We start from the raw sequence: 23,383 nt of genomic DNA on the forward strand, positions 1-23,383 counted from the left end.
CCTCTCCCAGGACGCCAATCCCCCCTTCATTAACCTTTCATTAACCATGGCTGGCTAGCGTTTACCTATCAGTAAGGAATCGCTGTCCGTGACCTTCGCCGCCCCCGTCGAGACCAAATCCATTCGCTTTCGCGCCCGCTCCTTCGTCGCCTTCACGCTGACGCCGGAGGCGCCGCTGGATGCCTGGCTGGAAAGCCTCGATCGTTGGATCGGCAACTCGCCGGGTTATTTCTCGGGCCGGCCGGTGCTGCTCGATTTGAACACGCTGAAGCCTGATGTCGCCGCGATCGGTTCGCTGGTCGCCGTGCTCGGCCAGCGCGGCATTCGCATCTACGCCATTGAGCTCGACGGCAATCCGGCACTCGGAGCCAATCTGCCGCCGGTGCTCATCGGCGCCAAGGAGGCGACCACCGACGGCCTGCTCGCGCAGCCTGGGCGCAAGGTCGCGGAAGCGACCGGCAAGGCAGTGGAGGGCAAGCCGCAGGAGGCTCCTGCCACGCTGATGATCAAGGCGCCGATCCGCTCGGGACAGCTGGTTTTTCATCAACATGGCGATGTCATCGTGCTCGGCTCCGTCGCCTCCGGTTCGGAGATCGTCGCCGCCGGCTCCATCCATGTCTACGGCACGCTTCGTGGAAGGGCTTCGGCCGGTGGGCTCGGCAATGCGGCGGCGCGCATTTTCTGCCGCAAGAACGAAGCCGAACTGCTGTCGGTCGACGGCTGGTATTGCACGGCCGAAGAGATGGACCCGTCGGTGCGCGGCAAGGCGGTCCAGGCCTTTCTCGACAATGGCATGCTGCGCATCGCGCCGCTTGGCTGATTCAACGAAAATATCAGGCAATTCAACGAACAATAATGGAGGCAGTTTGATGGGCAAGGTAGTGGTGGTCACCTCGGGCAAGGGGGGCGTCGGCAAGACGACCTCGACGGCGGCCCTCGGTGCCGCGGTCGCCAAGACCGGCAAGAAGGTGGCCCTGGTCGATTTCGACGTCGGCCTACGCAACCTCGACCTGATCATGGGCGCCGAGCGCCGCGTGGTGTTCGACCTGGTCAACGTCATCCAGGGCTCGGCCAAACTCTCGCAGGCGCTGATCCGCGACAAGCGGGTGGAAACGCTGTTCCTGCTGCCGGCCTCGCAGACGCGCGACAAGGATGCGCTGACCGAGGAGGGCGTCGGCGAGGTCATCGACAAGCTGCGCTCGGTGTTCGACTACGTCTTCTGCGACAGCCCGGCCGGCATCGAGCGCGGTGCCCAGCTCGCCATGCGCTTTGCCGACGAGGCGGTCATCGTCACCAACCCGGAAGTGAGCTCGGTGCGCGATTCCGATCGCATTATCGGCCTGCTCGATGCCCGCACTTTGCGGGCCGAGCGGGGCGAGCAGATCGCCAAACACGTGCTCGTGACACGTTATGATGCCGCCCGCGCGGCTCGCGGCGAAATGCTGTCGATCGACGACGTTCTGGAAATCCTGTCGACGCCGCTGTTGGGCATCATTCCCGAAAGCCAGGATGTGTTGCGCGCCTCCAACCTCGGTTCGCCGGTGACGCTGTCGGATCCGCTCAACGCCGCCGCCAAGGCCTATATCGATGCCGCCAGGCGGCTCGAGGGCGAGGAACTGCCTGTCATCGTGCCCTTCGAGCGCAAGGGCTTCCTCGATCGTCTTCTGGGAAGGAGGGCGGCATGAACCTGCTCGACCTCTTCAAGCGGCGCTCCAGCGCGCCGGTGGCGCGCGAACGGCTGCAGGTGCTGCTTGCCTATGAGCGCCGCAGCCGCAGCCAGCCCGACCTCGTCTCCATCCTGCGCGAGGAGATCATGGCGGTGATTGCCAAACATGTGCAGATCGACCAGGACTATCTGCAAGTCTCGATGGACCGCGGCGAGACCATGTCGACGCTGGAGATTGATATCCAGATTCCGAATAAGAGCGCCGTGCCGCTGGCCATGGCGGGGTGAGCTTTACCCTCCCCCTTGTGGGGAGGGTCGATCCGCAAAGCGGATCGGGGTGGGGGTCGGCGCCAAGCGCCCCCCTCTGTCCTGCCGGACATCTCCCCCACTTGGGGGGAGATCGGCAGGTTCGGCGCTTCGTTCATTTCTGCAACGTTGGCGATAGGCGAAGCCCGCCATGGCAGCCAATCTCCCCCTGTGTGGGGGAGATGTCCGGCAGGACAGAGGGGGGCGCTGTCCCGCCGACCTCCCGCACGGTAGGCGCCAGGCACCCCCACCCGGACCTTGCGGTCCGACCTCCCCACAAGGGGGAGGTAGGGAGCCAGAGCCTTTCGCGTATTCATCTCCTCAACAAAAAGCGGTGTTCCTCTGGGGGCAGAGCGCTTCTCACCCTCCCCCTTGTGGGGAGGGTCGATCCGCAAAGCGGATCGGGGTGGGGGTCGGCGCCGGCACCCCCACCCCCACCCGAACCTGCGGTCCGACCTCCCCACAAGGGGGAGGTGGGGAGCCATCCCGTCCGCTCCGCGCCCCCCGAACGCCCTCATCTCGCACATGCAGACCCCACACGATGCCGGGTGCAACCGTGACGTCCCCCTTGACTTGTTCATATTAACAGTAATAAATCATACATAATTCCGTGAAAAAAGACGGCGTGTCTGGGAGGACCAATGAAAATTACGGCCATCAAGGCGCTGGTCTGCAATGCGGAAATGCGCAACTGGGTTTTCGTTCGGGTCGAAACCGACGAGCCCGGTTTGTTTGGCTGGGGTGAGGCGACGCTGGAATGGAAGACGCGCGCCGTCGTCGGCGCGCTGCAGGATCTCGAGGCGCTGCTCGTCGGCCAGGATCCGCGCAATGTCGAACAGTGCTACCAGATCCTGACGCGCCACGGTTTCTGGCGTCTCGGCGTCGAGGGCATGTCGGCCGTCAGCGGCATCGAGATCGCGCTCTGGGATATTCTGGGCAAGTCGCTCGGCGTCCCGGTCTGGCGGCTGCTGGGCGGCCAGGTTCGCGACTATCTGCGCACCTACACGCATCTCGGCCTCGGCGACATGAAGGCGGTCTATGAGAGCGGATCGGCGGACACGATCGTCGAACGCGGGCGCATCGTCACGCAGGCCGGCTACGACGCCGTCAAGGTCGTCTGCATTCCCTATACCCACTACGTCTCGCCGGCGAAGGCTGTGGACTCCGTCGCCAACATGGTTGGCGCCCTGCGCGAGGCCGTCGGTCCCGATATCGACATCATGGTCGATTTTCACGGCCGCCCGGCCTCCGTCAACGCGGCAATGGACTATTTGAGGGCCATCGAACCGGCCCGCATCATGTTCGCCGAAGAGCCGGTGCCGCCCGAAGATGTCGCCGGCCTGGCACACATCACCGAGCGGTCGACGATACCGATCGCGTCGGGCGAGCGGCTTATCGGGCGGCGCGAATTCACCCACTCGATCGCCGCGCGCGCCTTCAACATCGCCCAGCCCGATATCTGCCACACCGGCGGCCTGCTCGAGACCAAGAAGATCGCGGCCCTGGCGGAAACTGCGGGCATTGGACTGGCGCCGCACAACCCGCTCGGTCCGATCGCCGGAGTCGCCGCCCTTCACTTCGGCGTATCGACCCCCAACGTCATCATCCAGGAAGAGATGTCCGGCGCGGTCGCCTGGTACGACGACGTCGTCACCTGGCCGATCCAGCGCAAACCCGGCCGCTGGGATGTGCCCGAGCTGCCGGGCCTCGGCGTCACCGTCAATGAGGACGTCATCGCCCGCCACCCCTTCAAGCAGGAAGTGCTGCATGCCCGCAATGCCGTCATGCCCGACGGCACCGTGGTCGACTGGTGAGCGCCATGACAGGCAGGCTTCAGGGAAAGATCGCAATCGTCACCGGCGCCGGGCAGGGCATCGGCGCCGCCACCGCGCGGGCTTTTGCCGGGCAGGGGGCGAAGATTGTCATTGCCGAGCTGAATGCGGCAAGCGGCAAGGCCATCGCCGATGAACTGCGTGCTGCCGGCGCCGACGCGCTTTTCGTCGAAACCGATGTCACCGACGCAGCGGCGGTCGCCGATATGGTGGCGAAGACGATCGCGGCCTATGGCGGCGTCGATGTCCTCGTCAACAATGCCGGCGCCAACGTCTTTTACGAACCCTTGTCGATGCCGGACGAGGAATGGGACCGCTGCCTCAGGCTCGACCTGCAGGCCGCGTGGTTCTGCGCCAAAGCGGTTCTGCCGACCATGCTGGCCAACGGCTCGGGGTCGATCGTCAACATAGCAAGCTGCCACGCCTTCAAGATCATTCCGCACACATTCCCCTATCCGGTCGCCAAGCATGCGCTTGTCGGCCTGACCCGCTCGCTCGCCATCGAATATGCGGCGCGCGGTATCAGGGTCAATGCGATCGCCCCCGGCTACGTCGAGACGCCGATCGCGGAAGCCTATTGGAACACATTTCCAGACCCCGCCGAGGAGAAGCGGCGGGCCTACGACCTTCATCCGCCCAAGCGCATTGGCCGGCCGGACGAAGTTGCCATGACGGCCGTTTTCCTCGCTTCCGACGAAGCGCCGTTCATCAATGCCGAGACGATCACCATCGATGGTGGACGCTCGGTTCTCTACCACGACTGATAACCACCAAGCAGGGAGGATCCACATGAAAACGACGACCAAGGCATTGGCAACATTGGCGATACTGGCTGCCGGACTGATGGCCGGCGCGGCAAGCGCCGACGACATCAAGATCGGCTACATCAACAAGATGGGCGACCATCCATGGTTCGTCGCCGAAGTCGGCGGCGCCAAGAAAGCGGCCGAGGCGGCCGGCGCCAGCTTCGTGTCGCAGGACGTCCAGTTCGACGCCAATCTGACCATCACCACTTTCGACACGATGGTCGGCGACGGCGTCAAGGGCATCGCCATCGTCGTTCCCGACAAGGCGCTGGGACCGGTCATCGCCGAGAAGGCCAAGGCGGCGAAAATCCCGCTGGTGGCGGTCGACGACGACATCTACTACCAGGACGGCACCCAGGTCCCCTATGTCGGCATGAATGCCTACAATATCGGTGCGCGGGTCGGCGAAGAGCTGGCCAAGCTCTACAAGGCCGACGGCTGGGCCGGCAAGGAGGTGCGCATCGCCTCGATCGAGGACCGCAAGGCCGACACCTGCATGCAGCGCAACAAGGGCGCCGAGGAAGCGTTCCTGAAGGCGGTGCCCGACTTCAAGCCGGCAAACATCGTCCGCGTCCCCTACGACAACACGATGGTCAATTCCATCGACGTGATGACCACCACATTGACCGCCAATCCCAGCGTCACCAACTGGATCTTCTATTCCTGCAATGATGACGGCGTGCTGGGTGGAGCGCGTGCGCTGGAAAACGCCGGCTACAGCCCGGACCAGGGCATGGGCATCGGCATTGACGGCAGCCGCGCCTGCGATGCCTTCGGATCCGGCAAACCTTCGGCATTCCGTGGTACGATGTGGCTCAATTCGGAAAATCACGGCGCGCTGGCGGTGAAGATCCTGCTGGCGTCGATCAAGGACGGAACGCCGCTGCCGGTTCAGTCCTTCACCGACCCGGAATATATCACCGCCGACAACTTTGCCTCGGACTACAAAGCCAAGCTCTGCAAGTGAACCGGACAGGCGTCATGCGCCCCCGGGGTGCATGACGCTTTCCAGTCGCAGGGATCTATCCTCGGGGAGTGAGCTTTGACGCAACCGGAATTCTTCTCGCTGGACAGGGTCTCGAAGCGCTTCGGCGTCGTGCAGGCGCTCGACGACGTCTCGGTCGCCTTCCGGCCAGGCGAGGTGCTCGCTCTGGTCGGCGAGAACGGCGCCGGCAAATCGACGATGATGCGCATTCTCGAAGGCGTATTCGGACCGGACAGCGGCACTGTGCTGCACGGTTCGACGCCGATCGTCTTCGGCGAACCGCGCGACAGCCACAGAGCCGGCATACGCGTCATCCATCAGGAGCCGGAGATCGTGCCGAACCTGACGGTGGCCGAGAACATTTTCGTTGGCGAACTGCCGCGGCTGGCGGGCGTGCTGCTCGACTGGCGCAAGCTCGAGGAGCGGACCGACCGCGTGCTTGCGACCTTTGGCATGCAGCAGGACATGCGACCGCGGCAACTCTGCAGCACGCTTGGGCCGGCGCAACGCCAGATGATCGAGATCATGCGCGCCATCCGTGCCGGCGGCCGGCTGATCGCCTTCGATGAGCCGACCTCGTCGCTGACCGATGACGAAGCGCGCCGTCTGTTTTCCGTCATCCGCCGGCTGCGCGAGGCGGGCACGTCGGTCATCTACATCTCGCACCGGCTGAACGAGATCATCGAACTGGCGGACCGCATCGTCGTTTTGCGCGACGGCAGGCTGGTCGATAATTCTCCGGCGGCGGGTGCCAGCGAACAGGGCATAGCCAAGCTCATGGTCGGCCGCGACATTGCCGATCTGTTCACCCGCGAGACCTGGCGGTCGGGCGAACAATTGCTGGATGTGACGGGCTTGACCACCGATCGCGTCAGCGATGTCAGCCTCAGGGTTCGTCGCGGTGAAGTGCTGGGCATCGCCGGCCTCATGGGCGCGGGCCGCTCCGAACTGGCAAAGGCAATCGTCGGCTATGACCGGCGCCTCGCCGGAACCATAGCCATGAACGGCGTGCCCGTTCTCCCCAACAGTCCGCATGCGGCGATCGTCGCCGGCATTGGTTTTGCCCCGGAAGACCGCAAGCACGAGGCGTTGCTCCTGTTTCGCAGCATTCTCGACAACGCAGCACTTTGCGTGCCCGACAAGACATCGAGCTTCGGCTTCTTCAACCGGCGCAAGGCTTTGGAGATTGTCTCGCCGCTGGCCGCCAAGATGTCGATCAAGGCACCTAATCTCGACGAGCAGGTTTCGAAATTGTCGGGCGGCAACCAGCAAAAAGTCGTTCTGGCGCGCTGGCTGGCCCGGCAGCCGATGCTGCTCATCCTCGACGAGCCGACCCGCGGCATCGACATCGGCGCCAAGGCGGAAATCTATCGGCTGATCGACGAACTCGCGGCAAGCGGCATCGGCATCATCCTGATCTCCTCGGAAATGCCGGAGCTGATCGGCCTCGCCGACAGGGTTCTGGTCATGGCGGGAGGCCGCATCACCGCCGAACTGTCCCGCCCCGACATCGACGAGGCGACGATCCTCAAACACGCCATGCCGCAATCCACATCTGCGCCCGGAGACCACATCCAATGAACAGCCTCGAGCTTCGCGCCGCGAAAGCGCAGACCGACGCCAGGGGCGCCTCCGCGCGCCTAGTGGAGCGCCTTGGCGTTCACAACATCAGCCTGCTGGTGGCGCTCGCCATTCTCGTTCTCATCTTCGGTTCGCTGCGCGGCGACGTGTTTTTCTCCAGCCGAAACCTGCTCAACATCGGCCTCGGCATCACCATTCTCGGCGTGCTGGCGATGAGCCAGACCGTGGTCATTGTCGCCGGCGGTCTCGATATCGCCGTCGGCGCCACTGTCGGCCTGACCACCGTCTCGACGGCAATGGCCATCCAGGCGACCGGGTCGCCGGCGGCGGGCATCGTTGCCGGCCTGGTGCTTGGCGGTCTTGCCGGCCTCGTCAACGGCATCATCATCACCTACGGCCGGGTCAACGCGGTCATCGCCACGCTCGGCACCATGGCCATTTTCCGCGGCATCGCCTTCATCATGTCCGACGGCCAGTCGATCGCCATCTTCAGCGACACGTTCCGCTTCATCGGCATCGGGCGGATCCTCGGCCTGCCGCTGCTGATCTGGATTCTCGTGCTGACGGCGATCGTGTTCCACCTCTTCCTGGCGCGCTCGATCGTCGGCCGCAACATCTATGCGCTCGGCGGCAATCCGGTTGTCGCCCGCTTCTCCGGCATCAACATCAACCGCTACCGCGTCGGCATCTACATCATGAGCGGCGTTGCCGCCGGGCTGGCCGGGATCCTGCTGGCCGCCCGCACCGGTTCGGGCCAGCCCGTATCGGGTTCCCAAGGCCTGGAACTCGAGGCCATTACCGCCGCCGTGCTGGGTGGCTGCGCCTTGCAGGGCGGCAAGGGCACGATCGTCGGCGCGCTGCTCGGCGTCGCCATCATTGGCGTGCTCAACAACGGAATGATACTGACGTCGGTGCCAACCTTCTATCAATTGCTTGCAAAAGGCTCGCTGCTGATACTGGCTGTCGTAATTGCCGAGTATCACTTGAACAGGACATGACGATGGAAGCGGCGGCCGCTGCAATCGATCAAGGCAAACCGGACCCGTCTTCCGGGGAGGGCGCGACGTCGTCGCTCAAGGATCGCATCGCCCGCGATCTCGGACAGCGCATTCTCGCCGGCACCTACGCACAGCACGCGGTGCTGCCGACGGAGGCTGAACTGTGCATCATCTACCGCGCCAGCCGCACCGCGCTTCGCGATGCGCTGCTGACGCTTTCGGCCAAGGGACTGATCGAGGCGCGCAAGCGCGCCGGCACCCGTGTGCGCGTGTCGAGCGAATGGAACCGGCTGGATGCGCAGGTTCTCGAATGGATGCGCGATATCGAGCCTGATCTCGATTTCGTCCGCGGCCTGATCGAGGCGCGCTTGGTCATCGAGCCGGCTGCTGCCCAGCTTGCGGCGAAGATGGCGACCTCGGGCGATCTCGCAGTCATCGAAGCCGCCTATGAGGCCATGCGCATCGCGCCGGAGGATGACCTCGCCGCCTGTCTCGACGCCGACGTCCGCTTTCACACCGCCATCCTGCGCGCCAGCCGCAACCCGGTTTTCGCCAATCTCGGCAACATGCTTGCTGCAGCCCTCAGCTTCTCGTTCCGGTTGACCACATCGGCCACCGCCAACTATCAGCAGACGCTGAGCGCCCATGGCGACGTGCTGGAGGCAATCCGCATGCGCAGGGTCGACGAGGCCCACGACCAGATGAAGGCGCTGATCGGCATCGCCTCGAACGACCTTCTCGCCGTCGCCCGCAAGGGCCGTCATCAACAGTCGGCTCCCGCTGCCAGGGCCGATCCCATCTGAGTTCGATGATCGAGACGCTCGAAATTCGAAGCGGCGACCTGTCCGCCGAAATCGTCCCGTCGCTTGGCGCCGGTCTGGCGCGGTTCGACCATGGCCGCGTGCCGCTGTTCAGGCCGTGGCCTGATGGCGGAAGTTCGAACCCGTTCGATCTCGCCTGCAATTTGCTGCTGCCATGGTCAAATCGCATCTCGGGCGGCGGCTTCACCTTCGAGAACAAATTCCACCAACTGCTTCCCAACCTTGCCGGCGAGCCGTATCCCATTCACGGCAATGGATTTTCGAGCGAATGGGATGTCGACAGTGTGACACAGGACAGGGCGCAACTGTCGCTCGTCAGCGACGGACCTGACCCGTACCGCTATCGCGCCGAGGTGAGCTACACGCTGACCGCACAGGCGCTCGACCTAAAACTTCAGATCGTCAACCGCGCGCCGGTCAGCCTGCCGTTCGGGCTTGGCATCCATCCCTGGTTGCCACGAACGGCACGGACAACGCTTCACGCCCCGGCGTCGCAGGTTTGTCTCGAACGGCCCGATCATCTCCCCGACAGCTTCGTCGACGTCAAAACCCGTCCCGATTGGGATTTCAGCACGCCGACCGCCTTGCCCGGCGGATGGATCAACAGCGCCTTTGCAGGTTGGGACCGCGTCGCTACCATATCCTGGCCGGAGCAAAAGTGCGGTGTCAGGGTCGAAGCGTCCCCGCCGTTGAATTTCTACCTCGTCTATTCGCCATCGCAGGCAAGCGATTTCTTCTGCTTCGAGCCGGTCAGCCATGTCGTGGATGCTCATAACCGCGGTTCGATCGACCCATGGAATGGGTTGGTAGTGCTTGGCCCGGAGGAGGGCCTGACAGCGCGCTGCAGCTTTGCTGTCACCTAGCAGGCCACTGCGCCGACCCGCGATTTTTTGCCCTATATATTAGCGACACCCGGGGCTAGCATAGGGTCACTGGGAGGTGGGGATGACAAACGTCGCGATCCGCCGGGCGGACTTCATGATGGTCCTCGCCTATGCGTCGGACCTTGCCACCGGCCATTCTCGCGACTTCGCGCTGAAATCCTGCGTGCTTGCGATGCGGATCGCCGATCTTGCCGGCGTTTCCGAGCAGGATCGGCGCAACGCCTACCACCAATCGATGCTCCGTTATGCCGGTTGCAATGCCGATACCGACCTCATGTCGGCCACCTTTGGCGACGAAATCGCGCTCCGTCAGGATCTCGTCGGCCTCGACATGGGCAACCGTGCGGAACTGGGCAGGGTCTTCGTCCAGGCCTTCAAGCGGTTCTACTACGATCTCGAGCCTGACGCCCAGGCGAAGGCGATCGAGGCCGGGCTGTCGCAGGCGATCGCGGTGGCCCGCCCGGTCCTGACCGCGCATTGCGAGGTCGCGCAGCGGATCGGCGAGCGGCTCGGCCTGTCCGAGGACATCCGGCGCAACCTTGGACAAATCTACGAACGCTGGGATGGCAAGGGTCTGCCGCGTGGGCTGAGCGGCGAGGATGTCCTGCCGGCTGTGCGACTGATCACATTGGCGCAGGACGCCATAGCGCTCAGCGATGCCGTCGGTATCCAAGGGATGGCCGAAATCGTCGCTAGCCGCGCCGACGGCCCATACGAAGCGGATCTGGCGCGGCTCGTCTCGGCCAACGCGCCGGCGCTGATGGAAGGCATCGGGGCGACGGTCGACCGCGAGACCATCCTGGCGCTCGAGCCCGACCCGCCGGTGACGCTCGACGAGGCGGCCTGCGACGAGGCGTTCCTCGCCATTGCCGACATGATCGACATGCGCATGCCGTTTACCTACGGCCATTCTCGGATGGTGGCGGAACTGGCCGAGGGAGCGGGGGGACAGATGGGGTTGCCAGCCGCCGACGTCCGCGCGTTGCGCTGGTCGGGCTGCATCCATGACATCGGCGAACTCGTGGTGCCGGTAGCAACCTGGATGCGCAACGGTCCGCTGTCGGTGCGCGAGCGCGACGCAGCACAACTGCACGCCTATTACGGCGAGCGGGCGCTGGCCTCGTTCGGTCGCGAGGGTGAGGCGATGGCAGCACTCGTCCTGCGCCATCACGAACGCTTGGACGGTTCGGGCTATCATCGCAAGGTCCACGGCTCCGACCTGTCCCCGGCGGCGAGGATCCTTGCCGCTGCCGAAGCCTTCCAGACGTCGCGAGAGGAACGTCCTCATCGCCGGGCGCTGTCCAGCGAGGCGGCGGCAACGCAGTTGCGCGCCGCCATTCGTGAGGGCTGTATCTGCCCCGACGCGGCGGAGGCCGTGCTGTCCTTCGCCGGGCAGCCGTCGCGCCGGGCGCCGCCCCGGCCACTGGCCGGAATGACGCCACGCGAGATCGAGGTGCTGCGCCTGATCGCCGCCGGCCTGACAGTCAAGGAAGCGGCGCGCAAGCTGGATATCTCGCCCAAGACCGCGGACCACCATATCCAGAGCGTCTATGCCAAGATCGGCGTGACAACCCGCGCCGCCGCCGCGCTCTATGCGGTCGAACACGGCCTTGTCCGGCCCGGCGAAACGCAGGCATAGGGAATCCACCCCATGTGCGCCCGCTTCGGGGCGCGCATCGTGATCCTGTCGACGGACCAATGGTGGCCGCGACCGACAGGAGGATAATCAGATGCTTCTCGCAACGACCAAAGTGGCGGACGTCGACCGCTTCATCCGTATCTTTTCGACCAAGGGCGCCGACAAGCGCCGGCTGCACGGTTCGAACGGCGCAACCGTGTTCCGCGACCCCAGCGAGCCCGACCGCATCTGGGCGATCTTCGACTGGGATGCCGAGGGTTGGAAGAACTTCGTCTCGGACCCCGAAGTGCCGGCGATCCTGCAGGAAGCCGGCCACATGGGCAAGCCGCAGGCGGCGATGCTGCTCGGCCACTACGAGGCCTGATGTGCGCCGCGCGCCGCCTGCCACCGGCAGCGGCGCGCCCACCAAAACCCCGAGATCGGAGAACTGAAATGGACCCGAAACCCATCAAGATCGGCCTTGTAGCCGAACTCACCGGTGCGTTGTCCTTCATGGGCATCGCCAACGCCAACCTGACGACCATGCTCGTCGACGACATCAATGCCAAAGGCGGCCTGCTGGGCCGGCCGGTAGAGGTCGTCATCGAGGACGGCGAGGCCACCGACAGCGTCGCCAAGGCAAGGACTGCGAAACTGATAGACGTTGACAAGGTCGACCTGGTCGTTGGCGGCATCTACAGCTCGACCCGCCAGGCCATCAAGAGCGAGGCTGTCGCGCGCGGCAGGACGCTCTACATCTACACCGAACAGTATGAGGGACAGGAAAACGATCCGCTGATCTTCTGCACAGGCCCAGTGCCGGCGCAGCAGGTCGAACCGCTGATCCCATGGCTGATGCAGAGCACCGGGGCGAAGACATTCTACCTGCCATCGGCCGACTACATCTGGCCCCATTTGCTGAACAAGGCGGCGGGCCGGGTGGTGCGCGCCAATGGCGGCGAGATCGTCGGTGAGGAGTATTTCCCGCTCGATACCGTCGATTTCCGGCGCACGGTGCAGCAGATCATGGCGAGCGGCGCCGACGTGGTTTTCAACACGCTGGTTCCGCCGGGCCTGATGCCTTTCCTCGACGAACTGGACAAGGCCGGTTTCAGCAAACGGGGCGGCAAGATCATCTGTACCTACTTCGACGAAAACTTCTTCAATCTCGTGCCGTCCGCGCAGATCGAAGGCCTCTACAGCTGCCTCGACTACTATCAGGAACTCGAGGATCCGTTCGGCCGCGCGCTCTTGCGTCGCTACCAGGACCGCTTCCCCGGCAGCGCCATGCTGACCGCGGGCAGCGGCTGCACCGGCCACTACCGGGCGATCAAGATGTGGGAAGCCGCGGTGAAGGAAGCCGGCACGCTCGAGCAGGGCGCGGTCATCCGGGCGCTCGATCACGCCAGGATCAGCGAGGGGCCGGGTGGCCCGGCCGAAATGGTCCCCGGCCAGCACCATGTGCGCATGAACATGTACATCGCGCAGGCGCAGGGCGGTCGTTTCAGGGTCGTCAAGAACCTGGGCCCAATCGATCCCAACGAACGGGTGATTGCCGACGAACTCCAGCTCAGCAAAGCAGGCTGAGCCGGCGACAACTGGTCCTTGAAGAGGCGGGGGCGAGGGGAAGTTGCCCTCGCCACCGCCGCAGCGCCGCTAAACGTCAAAAGCCCGGAAGAGGCTGGGTCTTTCCACTCAATCGAGCGCCAAGCGTCAAAGCCACCGGAAAATTCTTGATTACGGCACGCATGGCCGTCGCGCCACCAGGCCCAATCGCTATTCGGGCAATCAGGGCCGCGGCACGCAGACGAGCCGAGAATTGCCGACGCCATGCGCGTTCGTAGCGGCGTCCGACGCCGCCGCCGCCCTCGCGACCTTTCCCCGATGCAACCAGTTCTCTCGCAAGGAGCCAGCCGGATTGCAGCGCCATCGAAATGCCTTCAGCGATGACAGGATGTGACTCGCCTGCGATGTTGCCGACGCGGAAGATGCCCTGATCATAGCCGGCACGAATGCCGGGATGAATCGGTCCCGCGGCAAGCCATGGTCCATCCAGTTCGGCACCGGCCAGCACAGTCGCAACGCCTCGGCACGAGGCCTGGACGTGGCGCGATAGTGCATCGGCGGCCGCGATGTTTCCAAAGCGCTGGCGCAGTTCGGATAGAACATCCCTGCGGATACAGCAGGAAATCGAAACCCGGCCACGGTCCGCCGTTACCATCCCGCCATAGCCGCCTGGGAATACCAGCAGCGGCATCAGGTCGGGCGGCAGCGCGGAGCCTCTAAAATGTGCCTTGAACCCGAAAAGGTCGGAGGGTTGGCTTGTTCGTTCAAGTTGGCTTGGGAGTTTCCCGGGTTCCCAGGATCCGTGCGCGGCAATGATGACAGGTGCGCTCAACACCTTTTGGTGCTGGCCCGCCTCCACGGTCACAAATTGCAAATCATCGCGCCGATCAATGGCGACGGCCTTGCAAGGCTGGAGAATTTCGACACCCGCACGTTCGGCGGCCTGCAACAGGATGTAATCCAGACGATCGCGGCCGAGCGCGCGGCCGAGGCCTGTCCTGGCGATCGGCATTGGCGCTTGCGCCGAAACATCGCCCGAAAAGAACCCGACGCGACGGATTTCGGGGCCGGCTTCCGCGCGCCAGATGTCGCCGACGCCCAATCGGTCGAGCAAGGCCAGGCTGGTCCCCGACATGAATTCGCCGCAGACCTTTCGGCGCGGGAACACCACTTTCTCCACCATTGCCACCGACCAGCCATGTTGGGCCAGCGCAATGGCGGTAGAACTGCCGGCAGGGCCGGCACCGATGACAATTGCGTCGTGCATCAGCTGGTGCCGGGCATACGGGCGCCGACAAAAGCTTGAGTGAACAGGCCTTTGCGGCCCTCCATCACCGGCGTTCCCCCTGACTGATGCCACAATTGGGAAAGTTCCGTGCCGCGAAAACCGGCGCGGACACTTTGCGCCGCGTCGTTCAGTGTCACTGCGCAGGCGCCGATCAATGGCAGCAACCGCGTTGCGACAAGCGGCACCTTGGCCCTCAGCGGCTCCGTCGCGACGAGCATCGGGGCCAGCGCCGTGATGCGGGAAAACAGATCCTGCAGGCGCGTGTCGTCGAAGTGATGGAGGATAAGGTTGGCGCAGACAAGGTCGAAGGGCCTGTCCCCAGTCCACTCGAAAATATCGGCGGTTACGGGTTGCGCCCGCCAACCAAATTTGGCGAAAGCGTTGCACATATCCTTGTCGATCAGGCCGATCCTGTCGACCATAACGAGCTCGACGTTTGGCCAACGCCGCGCCATCAGCCGCGCCACCGCCAGCATGAACTTTCCGTCCCCGGCACCGATTTCGAGGATGCGCAGCGGCGGCGTTTGCACGTTCGCCCGCAAGAGCGATGCCATGAACCTGGCCTGGAACATCAATGCATTGATGCGGACGAGATCACGACGGGATGCGATCGCACGAGGATCATCGGCCGGAAGGCCGTCGAGGAGCTCTGGCTCCAGATGCCGGATATTTATGTCGGTCATGCGATGGATCGGAATCTAGGGCTTCAGCCGGCAATCCGTCAAATAGAATTCGGTCGTACCTTCATGGCCGCACGCTGTTCATGGCAGAACGCGCATGTGACTTTAATCCGGATGGCGAAGCCGAATGTCGGTCCCTTTCATACAGGATCGGAGGCTGGTATCACAGCTTGCTAATGAGAAATATCGGCTCCGCGCAATAAAATACTTCATGCCGGCGTTTGCCTTAGGAACGCTTCCAGATTCCTAGACCTCTTGTGAGACCCGATTGGGCTCATTGTCGGAGCAATTTTGTCACCTCAAGCGTATCTGAACCGCATTGCCACGTCAGTTCCAGAACACGACGTGCATCAGTTCTACCTCCGCTATGGAGCTTTGCTGCTTGAAGACGATGCCCAGCGCCTTCTACTCTTCGAGCGAATGGTCACTCTCGCCGGGATCGAACATCGCTATTCCTGCTTTGCGCCTGCCGACGATCCGCGCGGTGGTGCAATCGATCGCGACGGCACCTCGGTCAGGGGCTCGTTCGCCAGCACCGCAATCCGTATGAAGATGTACGAAGCCGCCGCCCCGGAGCTCGCGCAACAGGCCGTAGACAAGCTTCTGGCCGACGACGACCGCTCGCTGATCACGCATTTGATCGTGACGAGCTGCACCGGCTTTTCGGCGCCTGGCATCGACCTCGAGCTGGTGCAGCGATGCGGCCTGCCAACGTCGGTGGAGCGGACCATCGTCGGCTTCATGGGATGTTATGCCGCCATCAACGCCTTGAAGCTGTCACGCCATATCGTGCGCTCCGACCCGAAAGCCCGCGTGCTGATCGTCAACATCGAATTGTGCACGCTGCATTTCAGGGAAGCCACCGAACTTGAGAAGCTGATCTCGTTCTGCCTGTGGGGCGACGGTTGCGCGGCCGCGCTGGTAACGGCCGGACCGCACGGCATCCTGCTCGAAAGCTTCCACGCCATAGTTGCAGTGGAGCGCAAGGAGCTGATGAGCTGGCACATCCGCGACGACGGCTTTGACATGGTGCTGTCCGGCCAGGTTCCCGGCGCAGTGCGTGAGACACTGCGCAACGACCATCCGGCCATCCTCGGCGGCAGGCCTGCGAGCGAGATCGATTTGTGGGCGGTGCATCCCGGCGGCCGTTCCGTGCTCGACGCGGTCGAGCGGGCACTCAAACTGGAGCCGACCGCACTCGACGTATCGCGCGAAGTGCTCCGGCGATACGGCAACATGTCATCGGCAACCGTGATGTTCGTGATGGCCGAAATGCTGAAGGAGCCGCCGGGCCTGCTCGGCTGCGGCATGGCGTTTGGGCCGGGCTTGACCACAGAGACCATGATGTTCCGGACTGCCTGATGCCATCGAACACTATCCGGCACCGCATCCGAGTTTTTGCAGGCCGCTGGCTGGTGCCTTATTTGCCGTATCCGCACTTCATGGGCGTGGCACCGCTTGACGCCGTGCTGCGGGTTTTATGGCGCGCGGAAGGCCAGATCCCTCCCGCTTACTGGCCGCGCATGGTGCTCCTGCTCCTGCTTTCCGGCATCAACACGGTCGCCTCCCTGCCGGAGCGGGTGATCCTTTGGGCATGGCTGCGGCTGCGACCTCCCCGGATGGAGCGGGACAAAGCCCCTGTGTTCGTTCTCGGCTACTTCCGATCCGGGACGACGTTCTTGCAGAACCTGCTGGCAGCCGATCCGAACCTGAGATCGCCAAGCTGGCCGCAGGTCCTGGCCCCTCAGACATTCGTCCTTGGCTGGGCACTGCTGCGCTACCTTTTCGTCCCCTTGCTGCCGTTGACGCGCCTCGACGCAGTCGTGCCCATGGGCGCCAAGCTGCCGGCCGAGGACGACTTCGCGCTGAACAATCTGGGCGGAATGTCCATCCTTGCTGGACGCGCCGTGCTTCCCCACCGGCAAGCCTTCTTCAATCGTTTCCACGATCTCGACGGGCTCTCGGCGGACGAGTTGAGCCGCTGGCGCTCAAATCAGTTGGCCTTCGTCCAGAAGCTCACTCTGGTTGCCGGCGGGCGGCGGCTTCTGCTCAAGTCGCCGAGCCATACGGCGCGCGTCCGCTACCTCCAGGAGCTGTTCCCGGGCGCCAAGTTTGTCCACATCTCCCGTTCGCCGGAAGTGGTGTTCCGGTCCAACCTCCTTCTGGCGCACGAATTGCAGCGTGCATTTGCCCTGCAGCCGCCACTGCCCGAGGACGAGCAGGAGGAGATCATCGCTCGCGAATACCTTGCGACGGAGATGCACTATCTGGCGGACAGGGCCCAGATTCCAGCCGCCGACCTCGCGGAAGTGCGTCTGCAGGATCTCACTGCCGACCCTGTGGGCGAGATGAAGCGTATCTACGGCGAACTCGGCCTGCCATTTTCTCGCGGCTGCGAGGAGCGGATGCTGCAGGTCGCCGCGACGTTCGGCAGGCAGGTGCGTAGCCACCATCCCGACCTGACGGAACGGCAGAAAGCGCGCGTAGCTCGCCTCGCTCCCCTGGCAGCCGCTTTCGGGCATGCGCCGGCCCAGGCCCCGGGACGCTCAATGTTGACAGCCAACCGCGCATTGGATGACATGGGATGATGACGACAGCCCGATGGTCGCACGCAAGCTGGGCAGCCTTGGCCCGGCTGTTGCTCGTCCCCCTGTTGATCGCGACCTGCGCCGCACCGCTGTCGGCATCCGCCGATGAGCAGAGCGAAGCAGTCAGGTTGGTTGAGACCGTGCGCCAGGCGGCGATTGTGCTTGGGCATGGTGGATCCGCCGAAGGGCAGCTCCGCTCGATCTCCGCGGCGTTCGACGGTAGGGGAATCGCCCAGGCCGTGCTGGGAACGTATTGGCGCCGCGCGAGTGCGGACGACCGCGCCTCGGTGGTCGATGCGCTTCTTTATGCCATTGCACACAGGCTGGCCGACAAACTGGAGCGGACGCAGGACAAGACTTTCACCGTGCTCGGCACAAAGGCTCTGGCCAACGGCGACATCCTGGTGCGCAGCGAATTCCGCCGGCCGCTCCACGGCCCAACCTCCGTGGACTGGCGTGTGCGCCACTGCCGCGGACATCTGTGCATCGGCGATGTCTTTGTCGACGGCGGCTCGGTGACCGTGCAGCAGCGGGACCGCGTTGCCCAGCTGCTCGCCGGCAATGGCGGCTCGATCCCAGCACTTGTCGCCGATCTCAGGAAAGGCCGGGTATGACTTCTCGCTCGTGCTCATGTCCGCCCTCGTCGAATTGAGCAATGTCGGCCGGGACTTTGACGGCGGCCGCATTGTCGCCGTCGATGATGTGTCGCTCACAATCGGGAGTGACGAGACCGTCGCCATTGTCGGCCGCAGCGGGAGCGGCAAGTCTACGATCCTGAACCTGGTCTGTGGGCTCGACCGGCCGACGCGCGGCGAAGTTCGGTTCGAAGGACGGGCCGTCAACGGCAGGGCTGCATGGGCAGCCGTCCGGGCCAGCAGGATCGGCATCGTTTTCCAGAACTTCTTCCTGCTCCAGTCCTTGTCGGCGCGCGAGAACATCGAGGTGGCTTTGTTGGGGAACCTCGGCGGAGCGCGGCAGCGTCGTGTTCGTGCGCTCGAACTTCTGGCACATTTCGGTCTTGCCGAGCGCGCCACGCTCCGACCGGCTGAGCTTTCGGGCGGCGAACGCCAGCGTCTTGCCATTGCCCGCGCGCTCGCCAACCGTCCGAAGCTCCTCGTTGCGGACGAGCCGACAGGAAGCCTAGACGTGCAGACGAGTCAATCGGTGATGAGCATCATTGGCAACGTGCATCGCGAGTTCGGTACCGCGGTGATCGTGGTGACGCATGACGAGGACGTGGCCGCACTGTGCGGGCGGCGCGTCGAGATCTCCGACGGCCGCATCCGTTCGGACAGCCGAACGGCGCCGGTGCCGCGATCCGCCAACCCATGACAGAGTTGACCCTTCCCTTGCGCGGCCTCATTGCACGTCCGCTTCGCACCCTGCTTACGGTTCTCGGCATTGCTCTGGCGGTCGCGGGGTTTGTGGCACTTACCGGCCTGACCGCTGGCGTCCAGCACTCGTTTGCGTCGGGAATCGATGAGAACGGCGCCGACCTGGTGGTAAGCCAGCGCAGCGCGTTCAACCTGGTGAGCAGCACCGTGCCCAGGTCGTTGGGCACCGGGCTTTCCGCGGTGCCAAACGTCGAGGCTGTATCGGGCGTTCTCCTGAACATCACCACCGCTGACGACGCCGCAAATATCGTCATGGCCGGCTGGCCGAGCGACAGCTTCCTGTGGAAGGACATGCACCTCGTGGCGGGGCGAATCCCTGCACCGGGCGACCAGTGGCCGGTGATCCTTGGCGAGTCGATCGCCAGCGCCTTGGACAAGCGGGTCGGTGATACGGTCGAGCTGCAGTTCCAGCCCTATACGGTTGTCGGCATCGCGTCCTTCTCGTCCATGCTGAACCAGAACAGCGCGATCGTTCCGCTCGAAGGGCTGCAGCAACTCCTGTCGCGCGAGGACGTGTTTACCTTGTACGAAGTGAGGTTGAAGCGCCCGCTCGACAAGAACGACATCGCTGTTGCCCGAACCCGGCTCATCGCAGCCGCACCGGGGTTCGAGGTCGGCGACACCGAGCAGTTTGCCAACAGCATCCGCATCTTCGATCTGCTTCGGGCGATTGCCCAGACGATTTCACTGGTTGTCATGGCGATGGCCTCTGTCGCCGTTGCCAATACACTTCTGATGGCCGTGAACGAACGGACGTTCGAGATCGGAGTTCTCGCAGCGCTTGGCTGGTCACCGCGGAGGATTCTTCGGCTCATTCTCATCGAAGGCGTGATCATGAGCGCAGCCGGCGGAGTTATCGGGATTATTCTCGGCGCCCTTACCATGGAAATGGCGGCCAAGACAAAGTTCGCGGCGGGCCTGATCGTGCCTTACCTATCCGGCTGGTCGATCGCGCAGGCGCTGATCTTCGTCTTCATCGCTGGGCCCCTCGGCGCGCTCTACCCGGCTTGGCGCGCCACGCGCCTTCTCCCCGCCGAGGCGCTCCGCAGAATCTGACGCTGGCGGGTCGAGTATTTCTTGACGAAGCGGATCATGTGGGGGCAGGCCGACATGAGGCGCGTAGCCTCTTGCCCCACCCAACCAGCCGGCCGTGCCTCACGACAGAAGCGCCGGATAGAGCCATAGCTGCCACGCTCAGCCGCCAGGGGAGGACCAGACCAAAGTGACGTCGACGCCGATTGCCAGACCCGACGCGGGCGCTTTGCCCATTGGCGCGCTGCTGGGCGCCATGGTGTCGATCCAGATCGGCGCCACCTTCGCCAAGGGCCTGTTTCCGCTGGTCGGTGCCAATGGCACCACGGCGCTCAGGCTGGTCGTCGGCGCATTGATGCTGGCGGCCGTGCTGCGGCCCTGGCGTGTCAGGCCGTCGCGCGCCGTGCTGCCCTGGCTGATCGCCTATGGGGTGAACCTCGCGGTGCTGAACCTTCTGTTCTATGCCGCGCTGCGCACCATCCCGCTCGGCATCGCCGTGGCGCTCGAATTTACCGGCCCGCTGCTGGTGGCGACGCTGTCGTCGCGGCGCGGCAGCGACTTTGCCTGGGTGGCGCTGGCTGTCGCCGGCATCGTGCTTTTGTCGCCCTTCATCCATTCGCGCCAGGCGCTCGACCCGACCGGCGTCATGCTGGCGCTCGCCGCCGGCGGCAGCTGGGCGTTCTACATCGTCTTCGCGCAAAAGGCAGGCGCCGAACTCGGCGGCCAGACCACGGCCTACGGCATCGCCATCGCCGCCGCACTCGCGTTGCCGTTCGGCGTGGTCGAGGCGGGGCCAGCGCTGGTCGCGCCGTCGATCCTGGTCGGCGCGCTCGTCGTCGGGCTGTTCTCCAGCGCGCTGCCGTTCTGGCTGGAGATGGTGGCGCTGACCCGCATGCCGGCCAGGCTCTATGGCACGCTGACCTGCCTGGAGCCGGCGCTGGGCGCGCTGGCCGGGTTCGTGTTCCTGCACGAGGTGCTGACCGGGCTGCAATGCGCAGGCATTGCCGCCGTGGTTGTCGCCGCCTTCGGCGCGGCGATAACGACGAGACCACCGGTGCCGTCACCCGAATAGGCGCTTGCCGGCGCCCTCGGCGCGAGAGACTGCATGTCTTGACCGGACTTCTCCCGGCGTCGTGATTTCGACGGCGCGGCCTTTGCCACGGCCTGTTTCAGCAAGCCTGGCCATGCAGGGCGGCAACATGGGCGCCGCGTGACTGCAATGAACTGCCACGCCCTTTACATGCAAGAATTCTAAATAAGCGGATGCTTCTTTACTTTGCCGATCAAATACAGTTTGCCAAATACATAGCGAAATAGTTCGATTATTTTTAAGCTTATCTTGATATTGCGATTGGCAAACAGAGCAACTTTTCCAATTTTGTAAAAGGAATCCAAGGTTCGCTAAGGGTCTTTGCGGCCCCGTGTTGCATTTTCGTCATACCGGACTCAAATGCGCGCATGCTACCAAGCGGCATTGTCGGGGGACATCATGAGATATTCTGGGTTTGTTGGAGTTGCATTGTCCGCTGCGCTGCTGGCGTGTGCGTCATATCCTGCAGTGGCCGGCGACTGGTCGGGCGTCTATGTCGGCGGCGGCGTCTCCTTCCGCAAGCACAAGGTCGACTTTCCGAACGGCACCGACAGTCTGAGGATGACCGACACCACCGCGCCCGGCATCATCGATTTCCAGCAGGTCCCCAATCTCGAACACCAGGGCAACACGGTCGGCGGCCATCTGCTGGCCGGTTATCTGTTCCAGAAGGACCGTTACGTGTTCGGCGGCGAGGCCGATTATGAGTTCGGGTCATCCTTCTCCGACGGTCGCACGCCCGGCATCCCGGCTTGCGGCAACGTGCCGGTGCCGACGACGGGCCATTTCGGCTGCGTCGGCCTTAGCACCTTCTTCGATGACGTCGAGACTTTGGGTCATGTGCGCGGCGTGGTCGGCGTCGAATTGACGCCGACGCTTCTTGCTTTCGCGACCGGCGGCCTTGCCATTGGCAAGAGCCCCGAGGTGATCGGCGCCAGCGCCGGCGGCTTCATCGTCAGTTCGCCGAGTGCGCCACTGGTGGGTGCCGCCACCGTACAGCGGTCCGGCATGGCTGAGACCATCTACGGCTTCACGGTCGGCGGCGGCCTGCAGGTCAAAGTCGGCCACGGGTTCATGCTGCGCGGCGAATATCTCTACGATCGGTATCCGGGCCACGACATCGCCGTCGGCGGCGCCGGCTTCGGCGGCACGATCGGCGAGCTGACGACCAACTCCTTCACCAGCCCGGGCAACCGCGTCGACTATTCGAGCCACACGGTCCGGCTTTCCGCGATCTACCAATTCTCCGAGGACCAGCCGGCCGAAGCGCCTGCCTATCTGCAGAGCGACTGGTCGGGCGTCTATTTCGGCGGCGGCCTGTCGATGAGCCGCCACAAGGTCGGTTTTCCCAACGCCGTCAATCAACTGCATATGCAAAACAACGTGACCCTTGGCTTCCTCGATGTGAAGCCTTCCAAGGAATACGAGGGCGATTCGACGGGCGGCCACCTCGTCGCCGGCTATGCGCATCAATGGGGGCATGTCGTCCTCGGCGTCGAGGGCGACCTTGAGTTCAACAACGCCTTCAGCCGCGAGCGGACCATCGGCGGCCCGGACTGCCTGACACCGCCGATCAATTTCGTCCAGCTCGGTGTCGGCCACTTCGAATGCATTGGCAGCAGGCTGTTCTTCTCCGACGTCAAGTCGCTCGGCCATGTCCGCATGACGGCGGGTTGCGAGATCACCCCGGCGCTGCTTGGCTTCGTCTCCGGCGGCCTCGCCGTCGGCAAGAGCTCGGACGTCTACGGCGCCAGCATCTTCGGTGTTGTCGCCTCATCGCCGAGTGCGCCGCTGGCCGGCGCCGCAACCGTCACCAGGGCGGGCCTGTCGAAGACCGTCTATGGACTTTCGATCGGCGGCGGTGCCGAGCTCAAAGTCAGCGAGCATCTGCGGCTGCGCACCGAATACCTCTACGACAAGTACAAGTCGGTCGACATCGCTGTCGGCGGCGCCGGCTTCGGCGGCACCATCGGCAACATCACGACCAACTCCTTCGTCAGCCCCGGCAACAAGGTCGAACTCTCCAACCAGACCGTTCGCCTCACGGCCATCTACCAGTTCTGACGACACTTCGGAGCGGTAGGGGGGTCGCACGTCCGGCACGCAAGGCCTATGCCTTGCGACAGAAGCGCCGGCTGCCGTCGACGAACCGGCGGCCGATGGCGCGTGAATTGCCTGCGAAAATCGCTATACCTGCCAGATCGGCTCCCAATGGGCTAAAGGGGGGACAATGTCGATCGCGCGTCGA

22 protein-coding genes are annotated in these 23,383 nt (G+C 64.1%); 20 read left to right on the top strand and 2 right to left on the bottom strand.

Going from position 1 to position 23,383, the window contains the following annotated elements; all coding sequences use genetic code 11:
• The first annotated feature begins 88 nt into the window (after positions 1–88).
• The 13 genes from minC to AC1D0N_RS04915 all read left to right on the top strand — a co-directional run bounded on the left by minC (position 89) and on the right by AC1D0N_RS04915 (position 13,084).
• Entirely contained in the window at positions 89–820 is a 732-nt protein-coding gene (minC, locus tag AC1D0N_RS04855) for a septum site-determining protein MinC (protein ID WP_477241995.1), read from the top strand.
• 49 nt (positions 821–869) lie between these two features.
• A complete protein-coding gene (gene minD, locus AC1D0N_RS04860) occupies positions 870–1,685 on the top strand; it encodes a septum site-determining protein MinD (protein WP_477241997.1) in 816 nt (271 codons plus the stop codon).
• Complete coding sequence (minE, locus tag AC1D0N_RS04865) at positions 1,682–1,954, top strand: cell division topological specificity factor MinE (protein ID WP_477241999.1); 273 nt, start codon at positions 1,682–1,684, stop codon at positions 1,952–1,954. The genes minD and minE overlap by 4 nt, the downstream gene beginning before the upstream one ends.
• A 659-nt stretch (positions 1,955–2,613) precedes the next feature.
• On the top strand, positions 2,614–3,786 hold the full coding sequence (gene dgoD / locus AC1D0N_RS04870) for a galactonate dehydratase (protein WP_477242001.1): 1,173 nt from the start codon (positions 2,614–2,616) through the stop codon (positions 3,784–3,786).
• Between the two features lie 5 nt (positions 3,787–3,791).
• On the top strand, positions 3,792–4,568 hold the full coding sequence (locus tag AC1D0N_RS04875; RefSeq protein ID WP_477242003.1) for an SDR family oxidoreductase: 777 nt from the start codon (positions 3,792–3,794) through the stop codon (positions 4,566–4,568).
• 25 nt (positions 4,569–4,593) lie between these two features.
• Entirely contained in the window at positions 4,594–5,577 is a 984-nt protein-coding gene (locus AC1D0N_RS04880; protein ID WP_477242005.1) for a substrate-binding domain-containing protein, read from the top strand.
• 75 nt (positions 5,578–5,652) lie between these two features.
• Positions 5,653–7,176 carry a sugar ABC transporter ATP-binding protein gene (locus AC1D0N_RS04885; RefSeq protein ID WP_477242007.1) on the top strand — a complete coding sequence of 508 codons (1,524 nt, stop codon included), beginning with the start codon at positions 5,653–5,655 and terminating at the stop codon, positions 7,174–7,176.
• A complete protein-coding gene (locus AC1D0N_RS04890; RefSeq protein ID WP_477242009.1) occupies positions 7,173–8,174 on the top strand; it encodes an ABC transporter permease in 1,002 nt (333 codons plus the stop codon). The genes AC1D0N_RS04885 and AC1D0N_RS04890 overlap by 4 nt, the downstream gene beginning before the upstream one ends.
• Positions 8,175–8,176: 2 nt before the next feature.
• Positions 8,177–8,977, top strand: a complete 801-nt coding sequence (locus AC1D0N_RS04895; protein ID WP_477242011.1) for a FadR/GntR family transcriptional regulator — start codon at positions 8,177–8,179, stop codon at positions 8,975–8,977.
• A gap of 5 nt (positions 8,978–8,982) precedes the next feature.
• Positions 8,983–9,858: an aldose 1-epimerase gene (locus AC1D0N_RS04900; RefSeq protein WP_477242013.1), complete on the top strand. Its 876-nt coding sequence runs from the start codon at positions 8,983–8,985 to the stop codon at positions 9,856–9,858.
• Between the two features lie 82 nt (positions 9,859–9,940).
• The gene (locus AC1D0N_RS04905) at positions 9,941–11,518 is read left to right on the top strand and encodes an HD domain-containing phosphohydrolase (RefSeq protein ID WP_477242015.1); all 1,578 of its coding nucleotides are present in this window, start codon (positions 9,941–9,943) and stop codon (positions 11,516–11,518) included.
• Between the two features lie 91 nt (positions 11,519–11,609).
• Positions 11,610–11,882, top strand: a complete 273-nt coding sequence (locus tag AC1D0N_RS04910; protein ID WP_477242017.1) for a hypothetical protein — start codon at positions 11,610–11,612, stop codon at positions 11,880–11,882.
• Between the two features lie 68 nt (positions 11,883–11,950).
• Positions 11,951–13,084: a substrate-binding protein gene (locus tag AC1D0N_RS04915; protein WP_477242019.1), complete on the top strand. Its 1,134-nt coding sequence runs from the start codon at positions 11,951–11,953 to the stop codon at positions 13,082–13,084.
• A 76-nt stretch (positions 13,085–13,160) separates the two neighbouring features.
• Here the strand turns inward: AC1D0N_RS04915 and AC1D0N_RS04920 are convergent, their stop codons facing one another.
• Positions 13,161–14,330 (bottom strand): NAD(P)/FAD-dependent oxidoreductase, encoded by a 1,170-nt coding sequence (locus AC1D0N_RS04920; protein ID WP_477243085.1) that lies wholly within the window; start codon positions 14,328–14,330, stop codon positions 13,161–13,163.
• Entirely contained in the window at positions 14,330–15,034 is a 705-nt protein-coding gene (locus AC1D0N_RS04925; RefSeq protein ID WP_477242021.1) for a class I SAM-dependent methyltransferase, read from the bottom strand. The genes AC1D0N_RS04920 and AC1D0N_RS04925 overlap by 1 nt, the downstream gene beginning before the upstream one ends.
• 342 nt (positions 15,035–15,376) lie before the next feature.
• On the opposite strand from AC1D0N_RS04925, the gene AC1D0N_RS04930 reads away from it, so the two are divergent.
• From AC1D0N_RS04930 to AC1D0N_RS04960, 7 genes are all read left to right on the top strand, one after another.
• Positions 15,377–16,393 carry a type III polyketide synthase gene (locus AC1D0N_RS04930; RefSeq protein ID WP_477242023.1) on the top strand — a complete coding sequence of 339 codons (1,017 nt, stop codon included), beginning with the start codon at positions 15,377–15,379 and terminating at the stop codon, positions 16,391–16,393.
• Positions 16,393–17,619 (top strand): sulfotransferase family protein, encoded by a 1,227-nt coding sequence (locus AC1D0N_RS04935; protein WP_477242025.1) that lies wholly within the window; start codon positions 16,393–16,395, stop codon positions 17,617–17,619. Before AC1D0N_RS04930 ends, AC1D0N_RS04935 begins: the two co-directional genes overlap by 1 nt.
• Positions 17,616–18,233, top strand: coding sequence for a Tgt2/MlaC family protein (locus tag AC1D0N_RS04940; protein ID WP_477242027.1), 618 nt, complete (start codon positions 17,616–17,618; stop codon positions 18,231–18,233). The genes AC1D0N_RS04935 and AC1D0N_RS04940 overlap by 4 nt, the downstream gene beginning before the upstream one ends.
• On the top strand, positions 18,202–18,951 hold the full coding sequence (locus AC1D0N_RS04945; protein WP_477242029.1) for an ABC transporter ATP-binding protein: 750 nt from the start codon (positions 18,202–18,204) through the stop codon (positions 18,949–18,951). The genes AC1D0N_RS04940 and AC1D0N_RS04945 overlap by 32 nt, the downstream gene beginning before the upstream one ends.
• Positions 18,948–20,069: an ABC transporter permease gene (locus AC1D0N_RS04950; protein ID WP_477242031.1), complete on the top strand. Its 1,122-nt coding sequence runs from the start codon at positions 18,948–18,950 to the stop codon at positions 20,067–20,069. Before AC1D0N_RS04945 ends, AC1D0N_RS04950 begins: the two co-directional genes overlap by 4 nt.
• Positions 20,070–20,235: 166 nt before the next feature.
• Positions 20,236–21,117, top strand: a complete 882-nt coding sequence (locus tag AC1D0N_RS04955; RefSeq protein WP_477242033.1) for an EamA family transporter — start codon at positions 20,236–20,238, stop codon at positions 21,115–21,117.
• A 447-nt stretch (positions 21,118–21,564) separates the two neighbouring features.
• A complete protein-coding gene (locus AC1D0N_RS04960) occupies positions 21,565–23,199 on the top strand; it encodes an outer membrane protein (protein ID WP_477242035.1) in 1,635 nt (544 codons plus the stop codon).
• The last annotated feature ends 184 nt before the right edge of the window (positions 23,200–23,383 follow it).

It is taken from the genome of Mesorhizobium sp. P2_E10 (genome assembly GCF_056404235.1).

What these genes read in the sequence shown, in the direction of transcription:
- minD (WP_477241997.1), top strand. Translation starts at nt 870, where the DNA reads ATGGGCAAGGTAGTGGTGGTCACCTCGGGCAAGGGGGGCGTCGGCAAG.
- minE (WP_477241999.1), top strand. Translation starts at nt 1,682, where the DNA reads ATGAACCTGCTCGACCTCTTCAAGCGGCGCTCCAGCGCGCCGGTGGCG.
- dgoD (WP_477242001.1), top strand. Translation starts at nt 2,614, where the DNA reads ATGAAAATTACGGCCATCAAGGCGCTGGTCTGCAATGCGGAAATGCGC.
- AC1D0N_RS04875 (WP_477242003.1), top strand. Translation starts at nt 3,792, where the DNA reads ATGACAGGCAGGCTTCAGGGAAAGATCGCAATCGTCACCGGCGCCGGG.
- AC1D0N_RS04880 (WP_477242005.1), top strand. Translation starts at nt 4,594, where the DNA reads ATGAAAACGACGACCAAGGCATTGGCAACATTGGCGATACTGGCTGCC.
- AC1D0N_RS04890 (WP_477242009.1), top strand. Translation starts at nt 7,173, where the DNA reads ATGAACAGCCTCGAGCTTCGCGCCGCGAAAGCGCAGACCGACGCCAGG.
- AC1D0N_RS04895 (WP_477242011.1), top strand. Translation starts at nt 8,177, where the DNA reads ATGGAAGCGGCGGCCGCTGCAATCGATCAAGGCAAACCGGACCCGTCT.
- AC1D0N_RS04900 (WP_477242013.1), top strand. Translation starts at nt 8,983, where the DNA reads ATGATCGAGACGCTCGAAATTCGAAGCGGCGACCTGTCCGCCGAAATC.
- AC1D0N_RS04905 (WP_477242015.1), top strand. Translation starts at nt 9,941, where the DNA reads ATGACAAACGTCGCGATCCGCCGGGCGGACTTCATGATGGTCCTCGCC.
- AC1D0N_RS04910 (WP_477242017.1), top strand. Translation starts at nt 11,610, where the DNA reads ATGCTTCTCGCAACGACCAAAGTGGCGGACGTCGACCGCTTCATCCGT.
- AC1D0N_RS04915 (WP_477242019.1), top strand. Translation starts at nt 11,951, where the DNA reads ATGGACCCGAAACCCATCAAGATCGGCCTTGTAGCCGAACTCACCGGT.
- AC1D0N_RS04920 (WP_477243085.1), bottom strand. Translation starts at nt 14,330, where the DNA reads ATGCACGACGCAATTGTCATCGGTGCCGGCCCTGCCGGCAGTTCTACC.
- AC1D0N_RS04925 (WP_477242021.1), bottom strand. Translation starts at nt 15,034, where the DNA reads ATGACCGACATAAATATCCGGCATCTGGAGCCAGAGCTCCTCGACGGC.
- AC1D0N_RS04935 (WP_477242025.1), top strand. Translation starts at nt 16,393, where the DNA reads ATGCCATCGAACACTATCCGGCACCGCATCCGAGTTTTTGCAGGCCGC.
- AC1D0N_RS04940 (WP_477242027.1), top strand. Translation starts at nt 17,616, where the DNA reads ATGATGACGACAGCCCGATGGTCGCACGCAAGCTGGGCAGCCTTGGCC.
- AC1D0N_RS04950 (WP_477242031.1), top strand. Translation starts at nt 18,948, where the DNA reads ATGACAGAGTTGACCCTTCCCTTGCGCGGCCTCATTGCACGTCCGCTT.